The 14,544-nt window shown below is 59.6% G+C and carries 7 protein-coding genes; 4 read left to right on the top strand and 3 right to left on the bottom strand.

Annotated features, from left to right (window positions below; translation table 11 throughout):
* Positions 1–141 precede the first annotated feature (141 nt).
* Positions 142–2,439, bottom strand: a complete 2,298-nt coding sequence (locus EYC95_RS17810) for a fatty acid cis/trans isomerase (protein WP_131061535.1) — start codon at positions 2,437–2,439, stop codon at positions 142–144.
* 154 nt (positions 2,440–2,593) lie between these two features.
* On the opposite strand from EYC95_RS17810, the gene metH reads away from it, so the two are divergent.
* Together metH and EYC95_RS17800 are read left to right on the top strand one after the other, a co-directional pair.
* The gene (gene metH, locus EYC95_RS17805; RefSeq protein ID WP_131061534.1) at positions 2,594–6,304 is read left to right on the top strand and encodes a methionine synthase; all 3,711 of its coding nucleotides are present in this window, start codon (positions 2,594–2,596) and stop codon (positions 6,302–6,304) included.
* Between the two features lie 309 nt (positions 6,305–6,613).
* Positions 6,614–6,832: a DUF2970 domain-containing protein gene (locus EYC95_RS17800; protein WP_131061533.1), complete on the top strand. Its 219-nt coding sequence runs from the start codon at positions 6,614–6,616 to the stop codon at positions 6,830–6,832.
* Here the strand turns inward: EYC95_RS17800 and EYC95_RS17795 are convergent.
* The gene (locus EYC95_RS17795; protein ID WP_131061532.1) at positions 6,829–7,902 is read right to left on the bottom strand and encodes an ABC transporter substrate-binding protein; all 1,074 of its coding nucleotides are present in this window, start codon (positions 7,900–7,902) and stop codon (positions 6,829–6,831) included. The two genes, EYC95_RS17800 and EYC95_RS17795, sit on opposite strands and share 4 nt — an antisense overlap.
* A 523-nt stretch (positions 7,903–8,425) precedes the next feature.
* On the opposite strand from EYC95_RS17795, the gene EYC95_RS17790 reads away from it, so the two are divergent.
* Positions 8,426–10,084 carry a nitrite/sulfite reductase gene (locus EYC95_RS17790; protein WP_131061531.1) on the top strand — a complete coding sequence of 553 codons (1,659 nt, stop codon included), beginning with the start codon at positions 8,426–8,428 and terminating at the stop codon, positions 10,082–10,084.
* Positions 10,068–10,562 (top strand): DUF934 domain-containing protein, encoded by a 495-nt coding sequence (locus EYC95_RS17785; RefSeq protein ID WP_131061530.1) that lies wholly within the window; start codon positions 10,068–10,070, stop codon positions 10,560–10,562. Before EYC95_RS17790 ends, EYC95_RS17785 begins: the two co-directional genes overlap by 17 nt.
* Before the next feature lie 47 nt (positions 10,563–10,609).
* Here the strand turns inward: EYC95_RS17785 and EYC95_RS17780 are convergent, their stop codons facing one another.
* Positions 10,610–14,419 (bottom strand): dermonecrotic toxin domain-containing protein, encoded by a 3,810-nt coding sequence (locus EYC95_RS17780; protein ID WP_131061529.1) that lies wholly within the window; start codon positions 14,417–14,419, stop codon positions 10,610–10,612.
* Positions 14,420–14,544: the final 125 nt, after the last annotated feature.

Genomic DNA, 14,544 nt, shown 5'->3' with positions numbered 1-14,544 from the left:
CGACGACTCGACTTGCTCGCGAAAGCGGTATGTCAGGCAATACTTACGTCGACTGACACACCGCTTTCGCGAGCAAGCCCGCTCCCACATGGGTTCAGCGTTGCCTTACAGATCCGACACCGGGCAGCAGTCAAAAGTCGATCAAAGATTCTCGTATCGGTTCATGTCCAGCACGCCCTCTTCCACTGGCTCGGTTTCGTGGAGGTATCGGCTCAGGTCATGGAAGTAAAACCAGAACTGCGGATGACTGCGGCGAACACCCCAGCGCTCGACGATTTTCTCGAAGCGGTGCGCGTCCTTGGCGTTTTCCATCGCATCGACGAACGCCGGCACCTGGTCGGCGGGAATGTTGAACATGAAATTCGGGTAGCTGCTGAGCACGCCCGGGAAAATGGTCAACGTATCGAGCCCCGGCTGATAGCGCAGCGATTCACCGAGCAGGAATGCCACATTGCTGTGGGCCCGGTTGCGCAGCAGGCTATAAACCTCGCGTTTGCCGCCAGCGGTCTCGATGCGCAGCATGGTCGCTTCCGGCAACTGATCGATGACCCGCAAACCGGCCGCCGGGCGTGAAGTCAGGCGACTCAGCGCCTGCTCGGCATTCTGCAAGACCGGGTCGATGTTCGGGCGCGAGCAGTAAGCGCCGTCACAGCGGTTGATCGGATCGGGCCTGGCATTGAGTTCGCCGTAACGGGACAGCAACTGCATCGCAAAGTCGCGCTTGGGGTCCTTTTCATCCAGCTTCAGTGCCGTCGGCGTGTCATTGTCGATGGCTTCGTAATCCAGCCACATCTTGAATTGGCCGCCGCTCTGGTACCAATCATTGAGGTAATCGTCCCGCGAATCGGCCGGCATCAGGCGCAGGAAATTCTGCTCGGCGCCGTTGCGGATCAGGTCGAAGTACAACCGCGTCTGGGCTTGATGAGACACGTTGCCGAACACATCGAAGTTGACCGCCAACTGATAATACGTGCGCTCCAGCAGTGGAAAATCGAACAGCCACAGGGTCTGCGGCACGTCGCCGATCAGGCCCTTGTTCACCGAAGCGCTGTCGAAATGCCGAAAGATGCTCAGCAGCGCGTTGTCATTTCCCGCCCACAGGGTCGACCAGCTCGGCGCCGGCAGATCGGCGTAATTGTCCCGGCGTAGCGCTTCGTACTCGTTGCGTTTGTTGCGGTAGTCATACCACAGGCTCAGGACGCTGCCGACGTCGTCGTTTTGACCCGGCATGGCCAGCAACGGCGTGGCCTGGCCGCGATAGTGCGGGTCGGTGATGTAGAGGTCGTGTTCCGGTGCCTGAAACAGCGCCCAGAAGTTATCGCGGATGACATCGGTGGCGATCTGGCCGCGGCAGACCGGGCCGCGAATGAAGGTGCGTACAAAGTATTCGGCGTTATCGAGCATGAACTGATAACGGGCCTGCGCCGGGATCGCTTCGAACGTGGTGAACGGATTGGCCCGTCGTTCCGGCCCGTATCCCGGCAAGGCGTTGACCTGCCAGTTACCGTTGTAAAACAGGCTTTTGATCCGCGCTATCTTCGCCGCGCTCAGCGGATAGGTGATGTGGGTCTTGTGCACGATCACGCCCTGCACCGGCCACAAGCGGTAATACACCTGAGTACCCGGATCGTCGTTTGGCCGGCGGGTGTTGATCAGGTCGATAGGCTGCCCGGTCGGGGTTCGCGAGCGCACCCACTGGAAGTAATGCCCTGGCTCGCCATCCTTGAAGTAGAGGTGGGCGAGGAACCAATGCTCGAACAACCAGCGGCCGACCAGACTTTGCCGCGCGCCCGGGGCGTTGAGCAGATTTTCCCACTGCACCACCTGCAAGGCTTCCTTCGCGCTCGGGACCAGGCCTTGCTCATCGATTGGCGCACCCGAGGCCAGCCAGCGTTGCAGTGTCTGGTATTGCTGGTCGGTCAGGCCGGTGACCGCCAGCGGCATGCCTTCTTTTGGGGGGGTACTGGCGTAGCCGTCAAACTCCGCCGGCATGGCGCACATGTTTTCCCGGTTCAGGCCCAGCACGATGTCTTCCGGCAATTTGGCGTTGGGTTGCAGCGGGGTTGTGTGGCCCAGCTCCAGCATTCGCGCCATCAGAGCGGCCTGGCTGCCTTGGGCGTCGAGGACCGAATAGAAGCCCTTCTGCTGCCAGGCACGTTTACCGAACGCGTCATAAAACAGCCGGGTCGGCGCGGCGGCCTGGCTGCGTTCTCCGTCGTAGACCGGGGTTTTAGTCGCGCCACGCGCCACCCCTTCGCCGCTGCCCAGATTGAGCTGACAGGCGGAGTCGTAGCAGGCATGGCAGGCCACGCACTTTTCGGTGAGGATCGGTTGGATATCCCGGCTGTAGGAAATGTCAGGTGAAATCGCCGGACCTTGCGCAACGGCATCCCAGCTTAAAAGCAGCATAAAAATGCTGGTGATGACGCGATACGACATGTCCCTGGTCCCGATCATGAAAAACGCCGCGATTCTACCGGTGTGGCAACCGCACAAACATGAGCGATATTCATGCAAAACCGGGACATGCTCTAAAACCGCACAGGTTTGCTATCATCCCGGCCCTTCGTCATGGTCTTTCCGAGTAGTCCCAATGTCCGATCGCAGTGTTCGCCTTCAAGCTCTCAAGCACGCCCTCAAAGAGCGCATCCTGATTCTCGATGGCGGCATGGGCACGATGATCCAGAGCTACAAGCTCGAAGAGCAGGATTACCGCGGCAAACGCTTCGCTGACTGGCCGAGCGACGTCAAAGGTAACAACGACCTGTTGGTGCTGACCCGTCCGGACGTGATCGGCGGCATCGAGAAAGCCTACCTGGATGCCGGCGCCGACATTCTGGAAACCAACACTTTCAACGCCACCCGGATTTCCATGGCCGATTACGGCATGGAAGAGCTGGCCTACGAACTGAACGTAGAAGGTGCCCGCCTGGCGCGCAAAGTCGCCGATGCGAAAACCCTGGAGAACCCCGACAAGCCACGCTTCGTCGCCGGCGTGCTTGGCCCTACCAGCCGCACCTGCTCGCTGTCGCCGGACGTGAACAACCCCGGCTACCGCAACGTGACCTTCGATGAACTGGTGGAAAACTACACCGAGGCCACCAAAGGCCTGATCGAAGGCGGCGCCGACCTGATTCTGATTGAAACCATCTTCGACACCTTGAACGCCAAAGCCGCTATCTTCGCCGTGCAGGGGGTTTACGAAGAACTGGGCGTCGAATTGCCAATCATGATTTCCGGCACCATCACCGACGCCTCCGGCCGCACCCTGTCCGGCCAGACCACCGAAGCGTTCTGGAACTCGGTGGCCCACGCCAAACCGATTTCCGTCGGCCTGAACTGCGCCCTCGGCGCCAGTGAATTGCGTCCATACCTGGAAGAGCTGTCGAACAAGGCCGGCACCCACGTCTCGGCGCACCCGAACGCTGGCCTGCCGAACGAGTTCGGCGAGTACGACGAGCTGCCGTCGGAAACCGCCAAAGTCATCGAAGAGTTCGCCCAGAGCGGCTTCCTCAACATCGTCGGCGGCTGCTGCGGCACCACGCCGGGCCACATCGAAGCCATCGCCAAAGCCGTGGCCGGTTATGCGCCTCGTGAAATTCCAGAAATCCCGAAGGCCTGCCGCCTCTCGGGCCTGGAACCGTTCACCATCGATCGCAGTTCATTGTTCGTCAACGTCGGCGAGCGGACCAACATCACCGGTTCCGCCAAATTCGCCCGTCTGATCCGTGAAGACAATTACACCGAAGCCCTGGAAGTCGCCCTGCAGCAGGTCGAAGCCGGCGCCCAGGTGATCGACATCAACATGGACGAAGGGATGCTCGATTCGAAGAAGGCCATGGTGACCTTCCTCAATCTGATTGCCGGTGAACCGGACATCTCTCGCGTGCCGATCATGATCGACTCCTCCAAGTGGGAAGTGATCGAAGCCGGCCTCAAGTGCATCCAGGGCAAGGGCATCGTCAACTCGATCAGCATGAAAGAAGGCGTCGAGCAGTTCATTCATCACGCCAAACTGTGCAAGCGCTACGGCGCCGCCGTGGTCGTGATGGCCTTCGACGAAGCCGGCCAGGCCGACACTGAAGCGCGCAAGAAAGAAATCTGCAAACGCTCCTACGACATTCTGGTCAACGAAGTCGGCTTCCCGCCGGAAGACATCATCTTCGACCCGAACATCTTTGCCGTGGCCACCGGTATTGAAGAACACAACAACTACGCGGTGGACTTCATCAATGCCTGCGCCTACATCCGTGACGAGCTGCCGTACGCGCTGACCTCCGGTGGCGTGTCCAACGTGTCGTTCTCGTTCCGTGGCAACAACCCGGTGCGTGAGGCGATTCACTCGGTGTTCCTGCTGTATGCGATCCGCAACGGCCTGACCATGGGTATCGTCAACGCCGGTCAGCTGGAGATCTACGACCAGATCCCGGCCGAGCTGCGTGATGCGGTCGAAGACGTGGTACTCAACCGTACGCCGGAAGGCACCGACGCCCTGCTCGCCATCGCCGATAAGTACAAGGGCGATGGCAGCGTCAAGGAAGCCGAGACCGAAGAATGGCGCGGCTGGCCCGTCAACAAGCGTCTGGAGCATGCACTGGTCAAGGGCATCACCACGCATATTGTTGAAGACACCGAAGAATCCCGTCAGTCGTTCACCCGGCCGATCGAAGTCATCGAAGGCCCGCTGATGTCCGGTATGAACATCGTTGGCGACCTGTTCGGCGCCGGCAAAATGTTCCTGCCGCAGGTAGTGAAATCCGCCCGCGTGATGAAGCAGGCCGTGGCGCACTTGATCCCGTTCATCGAACTGGAAAAAGGCGACAAGCCGCAAGCCAAGGGCAAGATCCTGATGGCCACGGTGAAAGGCGACGTGCACGACATCGGCAAGAACATCGTCGGCGTGGTGCTCGGCTGTAACGGCTACGACATCGTTGATCTCGGCGTGATGGTCCCGGCGGAGAAAATCCTGCAAGTGGCCAAGGAGCAGAAGTGCGACATCATCGGCCTGTCCGGCCTGATCACGCCTTCGCTGGATGAAATGGTCCACGTGGCCCGTGAGATGCAGCGTCAGGACTTCCATCTGCCGCTGATGATCGGTGGCGCGACCACCTCCAAGGCGCACACGGCGGTGAAGATCGAGCCGAAGTACAGCAACGATGCGGTGATCTACGTCACCGACGCCTCCCGCGCCGTGGGCGTGGCGACGCAGTTGCTGTCCAAGGAACTGAAACCGGCGTTCGTCGAGAAGACCCGTCTGGAATACATCGACGTTCGCGAGCGCACCGCCAACCGCAGCGCCCGCACCGAACGCCTGAGCTACCCGGCCGCCATCGCCAAGAAGCCGCAGTTCGACTGGAGCGCCTATGAGCCGGTGAAACCGACCTTTACAGGCTCCAAAGTGCTGGACAACATCGACCTGAAAGTCCTGGCCGAGTACATCGACTGGACGCCGTTCTTTATCTCCTGGGACCTCGCCGGCAAGTTCCCGCGCATCCTCACGGATGAAGTGGTCGGTGAAGCCGCCACCTCGCTGTACGCCGACGCGCAGGAAATGCTGGCCAAGCTGATCGACGAAAAACTCATCAGCGCCCGTGCGGTGTTCGGCTTCTGGCCCGCCAACCAGGTGCGTGAGGATGACATCGAAGTCTACGGCGATGACGGCAAGGCGATTGCCAAGCTGCATCACTTGCGTCAGCAGATCATCAAGACCGACGGCAAACCGAACTTCTCCCTCGCCGACTTCGTCGCGCCGAAGGACAGCGAAATCACCGATTACGTGGGCGGTTTCATCACCACTGCCGGGATCGGCGCCGAAGAAGTGGCCAAGGCTTATCAAGACGCCGGCGACGATTACAACTCGATCATGGTCAAGGCCTTGGCCGACCGCCTGGCCGAGGCGTGTGCCGAATGGCTGCATCAGCAAGTGCGTAAAGACTATTGGGGTTATGCCAAGGACGAGACGCTCGACAACGAGGCGCTGATCAAAGAGCAATACACCGGCATCCGCCCTGCTCCCGGCTACCCGGCCTGCCCGGATCACACCGAGAAAAGCACCCTGTTTGCATTGCTTGACCCTGAAGCCCGCGAAATGCAGGCCGGCCGCAGCGGCGTGTTCCTCACCGAGCACTACGCGATGTTCCCGGCGGCAGCAGTCAGCGGCTGGTACTTCGCTCACCCGCAAGCGCAGTATTTTGCGGTGGGCAAGATCGACAAGGACCAGGTGCAGAGCTACACGTCACGCAAAGGACAGGAACTGAGCGTGACCGAACGCTGGCTGGCGCCGAACCTCGGTTACGACAACTAACCCTTAAGCAACAAAGATCCCTTGTAGGAGCGAGGCTTGCCCGCGAAGAGGTCATAACATTCAACATCTTCGTTGACTGTTACACCGCCTTCGCGGGCAAGCCTCGCTCCTACAGTTGTTTTGGGGCGTTCAAAAATACCGGGGTCAACCTGATTGAGTGTGTGCGGGATTGCTCGCGATGGCGGTGTAACAGTCAACGAAGATGTTGAATGTTATGGCCCCATCGCGAGCAGGCTCGCTCCCACATTTGGTTTGTGTATGCCGTGCATTGACTATGCTTGCCTGACACACATACATGACGAGGGATTTATGGACGATCCAGTCGACAACAAACCACCAACTTTCTGGCAGATGCTGCACAGCGTCATGGCGGCGGCGTTCGGGGTGCAGAGCGGGAAGAACCGGGCGCGGGATTTCACCCACGGCAAGCCGAGTCATTTCGTGATTCTGGGGGTTCTGTTCACGGCGGTGTTTGCATTGACGCTGTTCGGCATCGTGCAACTGGTGGTGCATCTGGCCGGGGTTTAGCGCATCAGGGTTTGCAGGCTGAACGGATAGCGATAGGACGACGGCCGACCCTTGGCCGACAGACGAAGGAAGTTTACCCCATAGTTCGGTGATGCGCCCATGGCCAGCAAGCGTTTGGCCTGGGCCTTGTCGATCAGTTGCAGTAATGGAATCAGCCGGTCGCGCCCGCCGTACTGTTCCAGATCCACGCCCCGTTCCAGGTCATGCAACTCCACTAGCGCCCAACCGCCCAACGTAAAATGCCCGCCCAACAACACGCTCATACGACCGTCGACCATCGCCTGCAACGCGGCTGGCGACGTATTCACTGCACTGAACAACGCGTCTTGGCCGGGTTCTCCACCCGCTTCCGAATACGCCTGCATGGCGCCAAACGCCATTTCGTCATTGGCAGACCACACCAACGAGACTTTCGGGTAACGCCTGAACAGCAACTTGGCTTGTTCATAGGCTCTTCCCCGGGTCCAGCCGCTGTAAACCAGCTGGCGCAGACGTACTTCCGGGTGCTCGGCCAAGGCGCGTAACATGCCTTGCTCGCGAAGTTGCGCCGAAGGCGTGATCTTCAGGCCGGAAAACGCCAGTAACTCGATGACCTGACCGGGTGCCACCGGTGGATGCTGGCGAATCAGCTCCTTGAGCATCAGGTAGCCGCCCTCTTCATCGTTCGGCACCAGGCTACCCAATCGATCGGAACGCTCGCCCAGCAGGCTCAGCTGATTGGCCGTCAGCGCAGCGTTGACCGTAAACAGCTTGACCCCACTGCCCTGGGCCAGACGCAAAATCTGCGGGGCGACGTACTGTTCGTTGACGAACACCAGATAGTCCGGACGATCGGGACCTTGCAGCGCGCGGCGGGCTTGCGCCACGGTGAGTTCAGGCATGCGTTGGGAATAGAGAATTCGCAGGTCAATGCCCAGATCCGTGGCGGCTGCCTGCATGAATTGCGAATAGCTGAGCCAGAAGGCTTCGTCCGTCTTCCCGGGATTCAGGAACAACACCGACTCCGCGCGCGCAGCAGGGCCATAAGCCGCGCCCAGCATCAGCAGGAAGGTGTAGAAAAACTTCAACATTAACGTCCGAACCCCCGGAAATTTCGCCGCGCATTATAGCCAGCGAAGTCCCGGCAAACGGCGTTTATTCCGGTTTTCGTCCGACAATCGTCGGAACCGGGCCAGGACGGGGTCGGTTATTGATGGCTGACCCAAAATACCGCAGTGCCCACGACCAGGATGATCAGGAACAGAATCGCCCAAGCATCGACCGTGCTATCAGGCTTTGTAGCTTTGGTAGGGTTGCTCATTGCATCGCCTCTTGTCGGTTTTATCGGTGATTGCATAAAGACTCGACCACAGTAAAGACGACGATTGCCCGCACTACAAATACGGGATTACCAATAACGGTTCTCGTTAGTCGTTTTGGTTCTTTGCATATACTCAAACATCACTTTTGCGCATAACTGCAAACTGGTATCTTGCCCCGGCTCCGTAGGGAGTGCGCGGCCGTGCGCGCAGAATTGCCGAGGCAGTATCGGAGACCTCCAGGCGAAAAAACGCAACGGGATCCGACCGGCCCAAGCCTGAGAACAGGACTTATATGTACGTATACGACGAGTACGATCAGCGGATCATCGAGGACCGCGTCAAGCAGTTCCGTGATCAGACCCGACGCTATCTGGCAGGCGAGCTGAGCGAAGAAGAGTTCCGCCCCCTGCGCCTGCAAAACGGGCTTTATGTCCAACGCTTCGCGCCGATGTTGCGGGTGGCGGTGCCTTACGGCCAACTCACCTCGCGCCAGACGCGGATGATGGCCAAGATTGCCCGCGACTACGACAAGGGCTATGCCCACATCAGTACCCGGCAGAACGTGCAGTTCAACTGGCCGGCTCTGGAAGACATCCCGGACATCCTTGCTGAACTGGCCACCGTGCAGATGCACGCGATCCAGACCAGCGGCAACTGCCTGCGCAACGTCACCACCGACCAGTTCGCGGGTGTCGCTGCCGATGAGCTGATCGACCCGCGTCCATGGTGCGAGATCGTTCGTCAGTGGACTACGTTCCACCCTGAATTCGCTTACTTGCCACGCAAGTTCAAGATCGCCATCAACGGTTCGACGTCCGACCGTGCGGCCATCGAAGTCCATGACATCGGCCTTGAGCCGGTGCACAACGCCGCGGGCGAGCTGGGTTTCCGTGTGCTGGTGGGCGGTGGCCTCGGCCGTACGCCGGTGGTGGGCGCGTTCATCAATGAATTCCTGCCGTGGCAAGACCTGTTGAGCTACCTCGATGCCATCCTGCGGGTCTACAACCGCTATGGCCGTCGTGACAACAAGTACAAGGCGCGGATCAAGATTCTGGTCAAGGCCCTGACGCCTGAAGTCTTCGCGCAAAAAGTCGATGCGGAAATGGAACACCTTCGCGGTGGCCAGACCACGCTGACCGAAGCCGAAGTGCATCGCGTCGCCAAGCACTTCGTCGACCCGGACTACAAGGCCCTGGACAATCAGAGCGCTGCGCTGGCCGAACTCGACAAAGAACACCCGGGTTTCGCCCGCTGGCGCACCCGCAACACCCTGGCCCACAAGAAGCCGGGTTATGTGGCGGTGACCCTGTCCCTGAAGCCGACCGGTGTTGCGCCGGGCGACATCACCGACAAGCAACTCGACGGCGTGGCCGACCTGGCCGATCGCTACAGCTTCGGTCAACTGCGCACCTCCCACGAGCAGAACATCATTCTGGCCGACGTTGAACAGACCCAACTGTTCGCGATGTGGGGCGAGTTGCGCGAACAGGGTTTCGCCACGCCGAACATCGGCTTGCTGACCGATATCATCTGCTGCCCTGGCGGTGATTTCTGCTCGCTGGCCAACGCCAAGTCGATCCCGATTGCCGAGTCGATCCAGCGTCGTTTCGACGACCTGGACTACTTGTTCGACATTGGCGAACTGGACCTGAACATCTCCGGCTGCATGAACGCCTGTGGTCACCACCACGTCGGCCACATCGGCATTCTCGGGGTGGACAAGAAAGGTGAAGAGTTCTACCAGGTTTCCCTCGGTGGCAGCGCGAGCCGCGACGCCAGCCTGGGCAAGATCCTCGGCCCGTCCTTTGCCCAGGAAGCCATGCCTGATGTGATCGAAAAGCTGATCAACGTGTACATCGAACAACGTACCGAAGACGAGCGCTTCATCGACACCTATCAGCGTATTGGCATCGACCTCTTCAAGGAGCGCGTCTATGCAGCGAATCATTAAGAACAACGAGGTCGTCGACGAAACCTGGCACTTGCTGCCCAAGGACTTCAACATCGACGAGGTCAGCAACTGCGACGACCTGATCGTCCCGCTGCAGCTGTGGCGCGAACACAGCCGTATGCTCAAGGCCCGCGATGGCGGTTTGGGTGTGTGGCTGGACGCTGACGAAGAAGCCGAAGAAATCGGTGAAGACGTAGCAGACTTCAAGGTGATCGCCTTGAATTTCCCTGCCTTCACCGACGGCCGAAACTATTCCAACGCCCGTTTGCTGCGCGACCGTTACGGTTTCAAAGGCGAACTGCGGGCGATTGGTGATGTGCTGCGCGACCAGCTGTTTTACCTGCATCGCTGCGGTTTCGACGCCTTTGCATTGCGTGCCGATAAAGACCCGTACGAAGCCCTGGAAAGTCTCAAGGACTTTTCGGTGACCTATCAGGCCGCCACCGACGAACCGCTGCCGCTGTTCCGTCGCCGCTGACTGGCAAACCTTGAACCCCGCCCGGGGTTCAAGGCTCATTCCTTCGCCTAAAAACCGGCACGATCCTCCAGCGCCCTGAACGCTGCCAACGGGTGATCAAACCGCCCGCTGCTACGACTCATTCGACCCCACATTTCGTCCGTGGCATCTGCCTCCTGCAATAATCGCCAGACCCGCGCCTGGAGCGACAGATAACCGACCCGAAAGTCGGCCGTCAGGCTCAGCCGGTCGATTACGGCCAAAAACCGCGTACCGGAGGGTTTGCTTGCCAGTCGCTGCCAAAGGGCTTGCCGGGACTGTTGCAACGCTTCGTCGCAGTCGCGTAACCACACCGTCGGCGTGCCATAGTCTGCGCCCGGCACGCTCAACCACACATTGACTCCCGTTTGTTCACGATGACTGACCAACCGGCGCAACGTGTCCTCGTCGGTCAACGGATTCCCCCATAACAGCACGCGGTCGTCGGCCACAGCCTGATTCATTATCGCTGGCGGGACCCGCGTAATACCGTTGTCGCGCAAATCCAGCATCGTCAGATAAGGCTCGTCCTTGATCCCGACCGGGCAGCGGGTTATCCCGGTATTCCTCAGGTTGAGCTGACGTAAATTGTCCATACCCAGCACCACAGGCGGCACACCCAACGGGTTGTCGCTCAGGTCCAGTGTTTGCAAGTGGCTCAGCTCACTCAGTTGCGAAGCGGCGCTCTCGGAAAATACCAGCCGAGTGGCTCGCAGGTTGAGTGAGGTCAGGTGGGTCAACTGGCCGATGACGGGGGGCAAGGCGCGCCCTGCGTCGCCGTCCACGAAGAAAGGACGCAAGTCGAAACGCTCCAGATTCAACAATTCAAGGTTTGGAAAACTCTCCAGGAACCCGTTCAAACTGTCCTGCTCGACCAGGTGGAAACCCCGCATAGACAATTCGATCACATCGGTGAGCCTGACATTCAAGGCGGGTAATCGGTGGTAGTCTTCGAAGGCCAGATCCAGCCTGACACCGCGCAGTTGCCCGTCCTGTGCATAGAGATGATCCTGCACCGGCCCGCGCTTTTGCCAAATGGCGACCAGCTCCTCGGCGAGCTCTGTCCTGACCCCTCGCTCCTGTTCCAGAGCGGTTTGAAGCACGTGAGCATTGTGCACGGCGATCTGCGCATGGCTCATCCCTTCAGCCTCCTCATCACCCATCGTCACGAAGGGAATATCCATGTCGGTAATGTCTTGCGCCGCTTGATCGACCCAGCCACGCAGGTCGATGTTGAGCTGTTGCAGCTGCTGATTCAGCTGGTCGATATACGCCTGCACCCTGACACCTGCGAACTGCAACACCTGATCAACGCCCGCTTCGGTGATGTCCGGATAAATGTCCTTGATCTGCAACTTGGTCGCTTGCAACTTCATGGCTTCGCCCTGCGGGGTCGTCGGGTAGCCTCCGCCGCGCAGGCCCTGGCGCTCAAAAATCAGACCGGTGTCCAGCCTTTGCAAACCAAGTAGGGTTTCGGCACGGGACAATGCCCGATCGCTGAGGTTGAGCCGCAACTCGCTGGCCGGATCCAGCGACGAGAGATGCAACGCCGAACGCTCCTCGTCCGACAGCACGCCAAGGACTGCGTCGTAGAAATCCGTTTGCCGGCCATGGCGCAGGTAACGGTTTCCCACCTTGATGACGTTTCGGTAATGAGGGGTATCAAGGGGGCCGCAACGGTCAAGAACCCGGCCAGTGGACGAACCGTCAAGGATCTCGATTCGCAAATCCTTTGGCCAGCCGGGCAGATTTTTCAGGGAGTGCAATGCCAGCGTGTCCGTCTCGGCGCTCACCACCGACCGCAGATAAAAGCCTTCATAGGCTCGATTGAGCCGTACGTGCTGCTGGTATTGGCGCGCCTTGCTGTCCAGGCGCGCGAATACTTGCCTGGTCTCGGTAGCGTCGGGCAATGCCTGGATGTCGACGCCATAGCGGTCGAGCATTTGCTCGATGGCGATTGTCGGCAGGCCCGGGTATTCGCGTTGAAACAGTCGGACCCATTCATGCTCCGACCGTTGAAGCGCTGCGTAACGTTGATTGAATAGCGCGGGGTTCCCGGCCGGACCGAGGCCCTGATCGATCTTGAAGCGGCTGATCGTGTCCGCCAGCAAGGGCGTCGGTGCGCGGCCCGTCTGCATCAACCGCAGCATGTCGTCGTCAATCGCGCTGACCTTGGCGATCTGCGCCAGAACCTCATCGCTGAAGGAGGCCACCGAGGGGCCGATTCCACGGATGAGCTCGGTCCGGTTGCTCATGGGCGTCGGGGTAACGGTTGCATCCGACGCGGGTCGGGGCCCCTGATCTCCCGGATCAGCGCCGGGTTCGTGGGCGCGCTCCGCCATGCTATCGGCCTCGGCAACATCCCCCTTCACAGCCGACTCTGCACTCAGCATCGGCAACGCATTCAGCAAGCCAAACACCGTGCGCGTCCTGCCCTCCGAACGTTGGTTTGGGGTTTTTCCGTTGACCACCTGATTCAGACCATAACCGGCGTCAATAAGCCCGGCCAATGCCAGCAGCCCCTCGCCTCCAGGGACGAATATGGCGAGCGGAGCAAACCGGTTGACCCATTGCACAATCGGTTCGACGACAGCGCTCAACTGATCCCGGTTGACCTGGGCATCGTCACGGATGGTCTCGATGCCTGACCGTGCGGCCTGCTTCATCGTCAGCACCAACCGGGCAAAAGGATCGGTCGCAACGGCCGGATCGTCGTAGCCGATGTACTCTTTCGGGTCCCAATAACCGTCGTTGTTGAAGAAGCCGGCATTGTGGGTCAGCCAGTGTTTTACGGGATAAAGCGCCATGCCATCCAGCGCCGTCAGCACACCGGCGTGAAACGTACCGTCCTCACGATCATCTTCGGCAAAGTGGAGGGCCAATGCCTGTTTGGCCTCGCTGGACTTGCCCTGCGCGACAATCCATTGGTGCAGTTGCGTGGCATCGGCAAATTCATGCAGCGGAGAAGAATTGCCAGGGATGTACACCAGCACGCGGGCACTGGCAGTGTCGCGGAAGACCCAGATATCGGTTGCGGTGTAGCGGTACAGTTTCAAAAGGCCGAACTTGACGGTTGAAGGAACACGCGCCGGTGCTTGCAGTTGCCCGAAGGTCAGCGTTTCCCATCGCTGATCCGCAAGCAAGCCTGCCGCCCGCATCGCAAGCTCCAAACCTTTTTGCGTCAGGCGTTGCTCATGATGCTGCAACCAGGCGGCCATGACGAACGCTGCTTTGACCGACGTTCTCAAGGCGTAAGGTGTGGCCGCAACGAGCACGTCATCGGCAGGCCAGACCTGATCGAGATACGCTTGGTACAAGTTCTTTAACTCCAGTTCCCAGACCCACTTCTTGAAATCGGCGGGTCTGAGATTGATCTGGGTCTGCGGCCCATAAGCTTGCGGTGTGGTTTGGCGATAGATGCCTTCATACGTCTGGTGATTGCCGCTGCCGTGATCGGCGAATTCGTCGACATGCTCGACGATCCGAACCATCGGCCCGACGTCCGGCGGCGTGTACAGGCCGAACGCCGTTTCAGCGAAACGACCGTCGCCCACGTTCTGGTAGTTGGAAAGCAGCGTTTGCAGCAGCGAGCGGGAACTCGCCACCTGCCCCTGCTCGATACCGTTCTCCGCTGGATGGCCCTTGTAGTGGTAATCAAGCGTGACCAGCAAGGCTGTCCGCGGGTCGATGCCCGCCCCCCACTTTTCCTTGATCAAGCGTTCGCCAAACTGGCCGGGGGATTGTGGCAAGGCGAGATCCACCACGGCTTTCAGTTCGTCGCGCATTGGCAGAGTCGGTGCTGGATGGGGGCCGGCAACATTATCGTCGGGTTCATTCATGGTGCATTCCATTGCATTCATTTCAGGACCATCACCCTACCCGGCCTGACTCCAGTCGGATGCCGGAGCGATCGACAATGGCCCTGGGAAAATTCGCTTTTCTCACGTAGACCTTTCTAAAGGCC

It is taken from the genome of Pseudomonas sp. BGI-2, from assembly GCF_004310295.1.
In the GTDB taxonomy this organism is placed as follows: Bacteria; Pseudomonadota; Gammaproteobacteria; order Pseudomonadales; family Pseudomonadaceae; genus Aquipseudomonas.
Note: the sequence above shows the minus strand (reverse complement) of the source record. Positions and strands in the feature narration are given on the sequence as shown.

Coding starts and splice junctions, on each gene's coding strand:
- EYC95_RS17810 (WP_131061535.1), bottom strand. CDS start 2,439: ATGTCGTATCGCGTCATCACCAGCATTTTTATGCTGCTTTTAAGCTGG.
- metH (WP_131061534.1), top strand. CDS start 2,594: ATGTCCGATCGCAGTGTTCGCCTTCAAGCTCTCAAGCACGCCCTCAAA.
- EYC95_RS17800 (WP_131061533.1), top strand. CDS start 6,614: ATGGACGATCCAGTCGACAACAAACCACCAACTTTCTGGCAGATGCTG.
- EYC95_RS17795 (WP_131061532.1), bottom strand. CDS start 7,902: ATGTTGAAGTTTTTCTACACCTTCCTGCTGATGCTGGGCGCGGCTTAT.
- EYC95_RS17790 (WP_131061531.1), top strand. CDS start 8,426: ATGTACGTATACGACGAGTACGATCAGCGGATCATCGAGGACCGCGTC.
- EYC95_RS17785 (WP_131061530.1), top strand. CDS start 10,068: ATGCAGCGAATCATTAAGAACAACGAGGTCGTCGACGAAACCTGGCAC.
- EYC95_RS17780 (WP_131061529.1), bottom strand. CDS start 14,419: ATGAATGAACCCGACGATAATGTTGCCGGCCCCCATCCAGCACCGACT.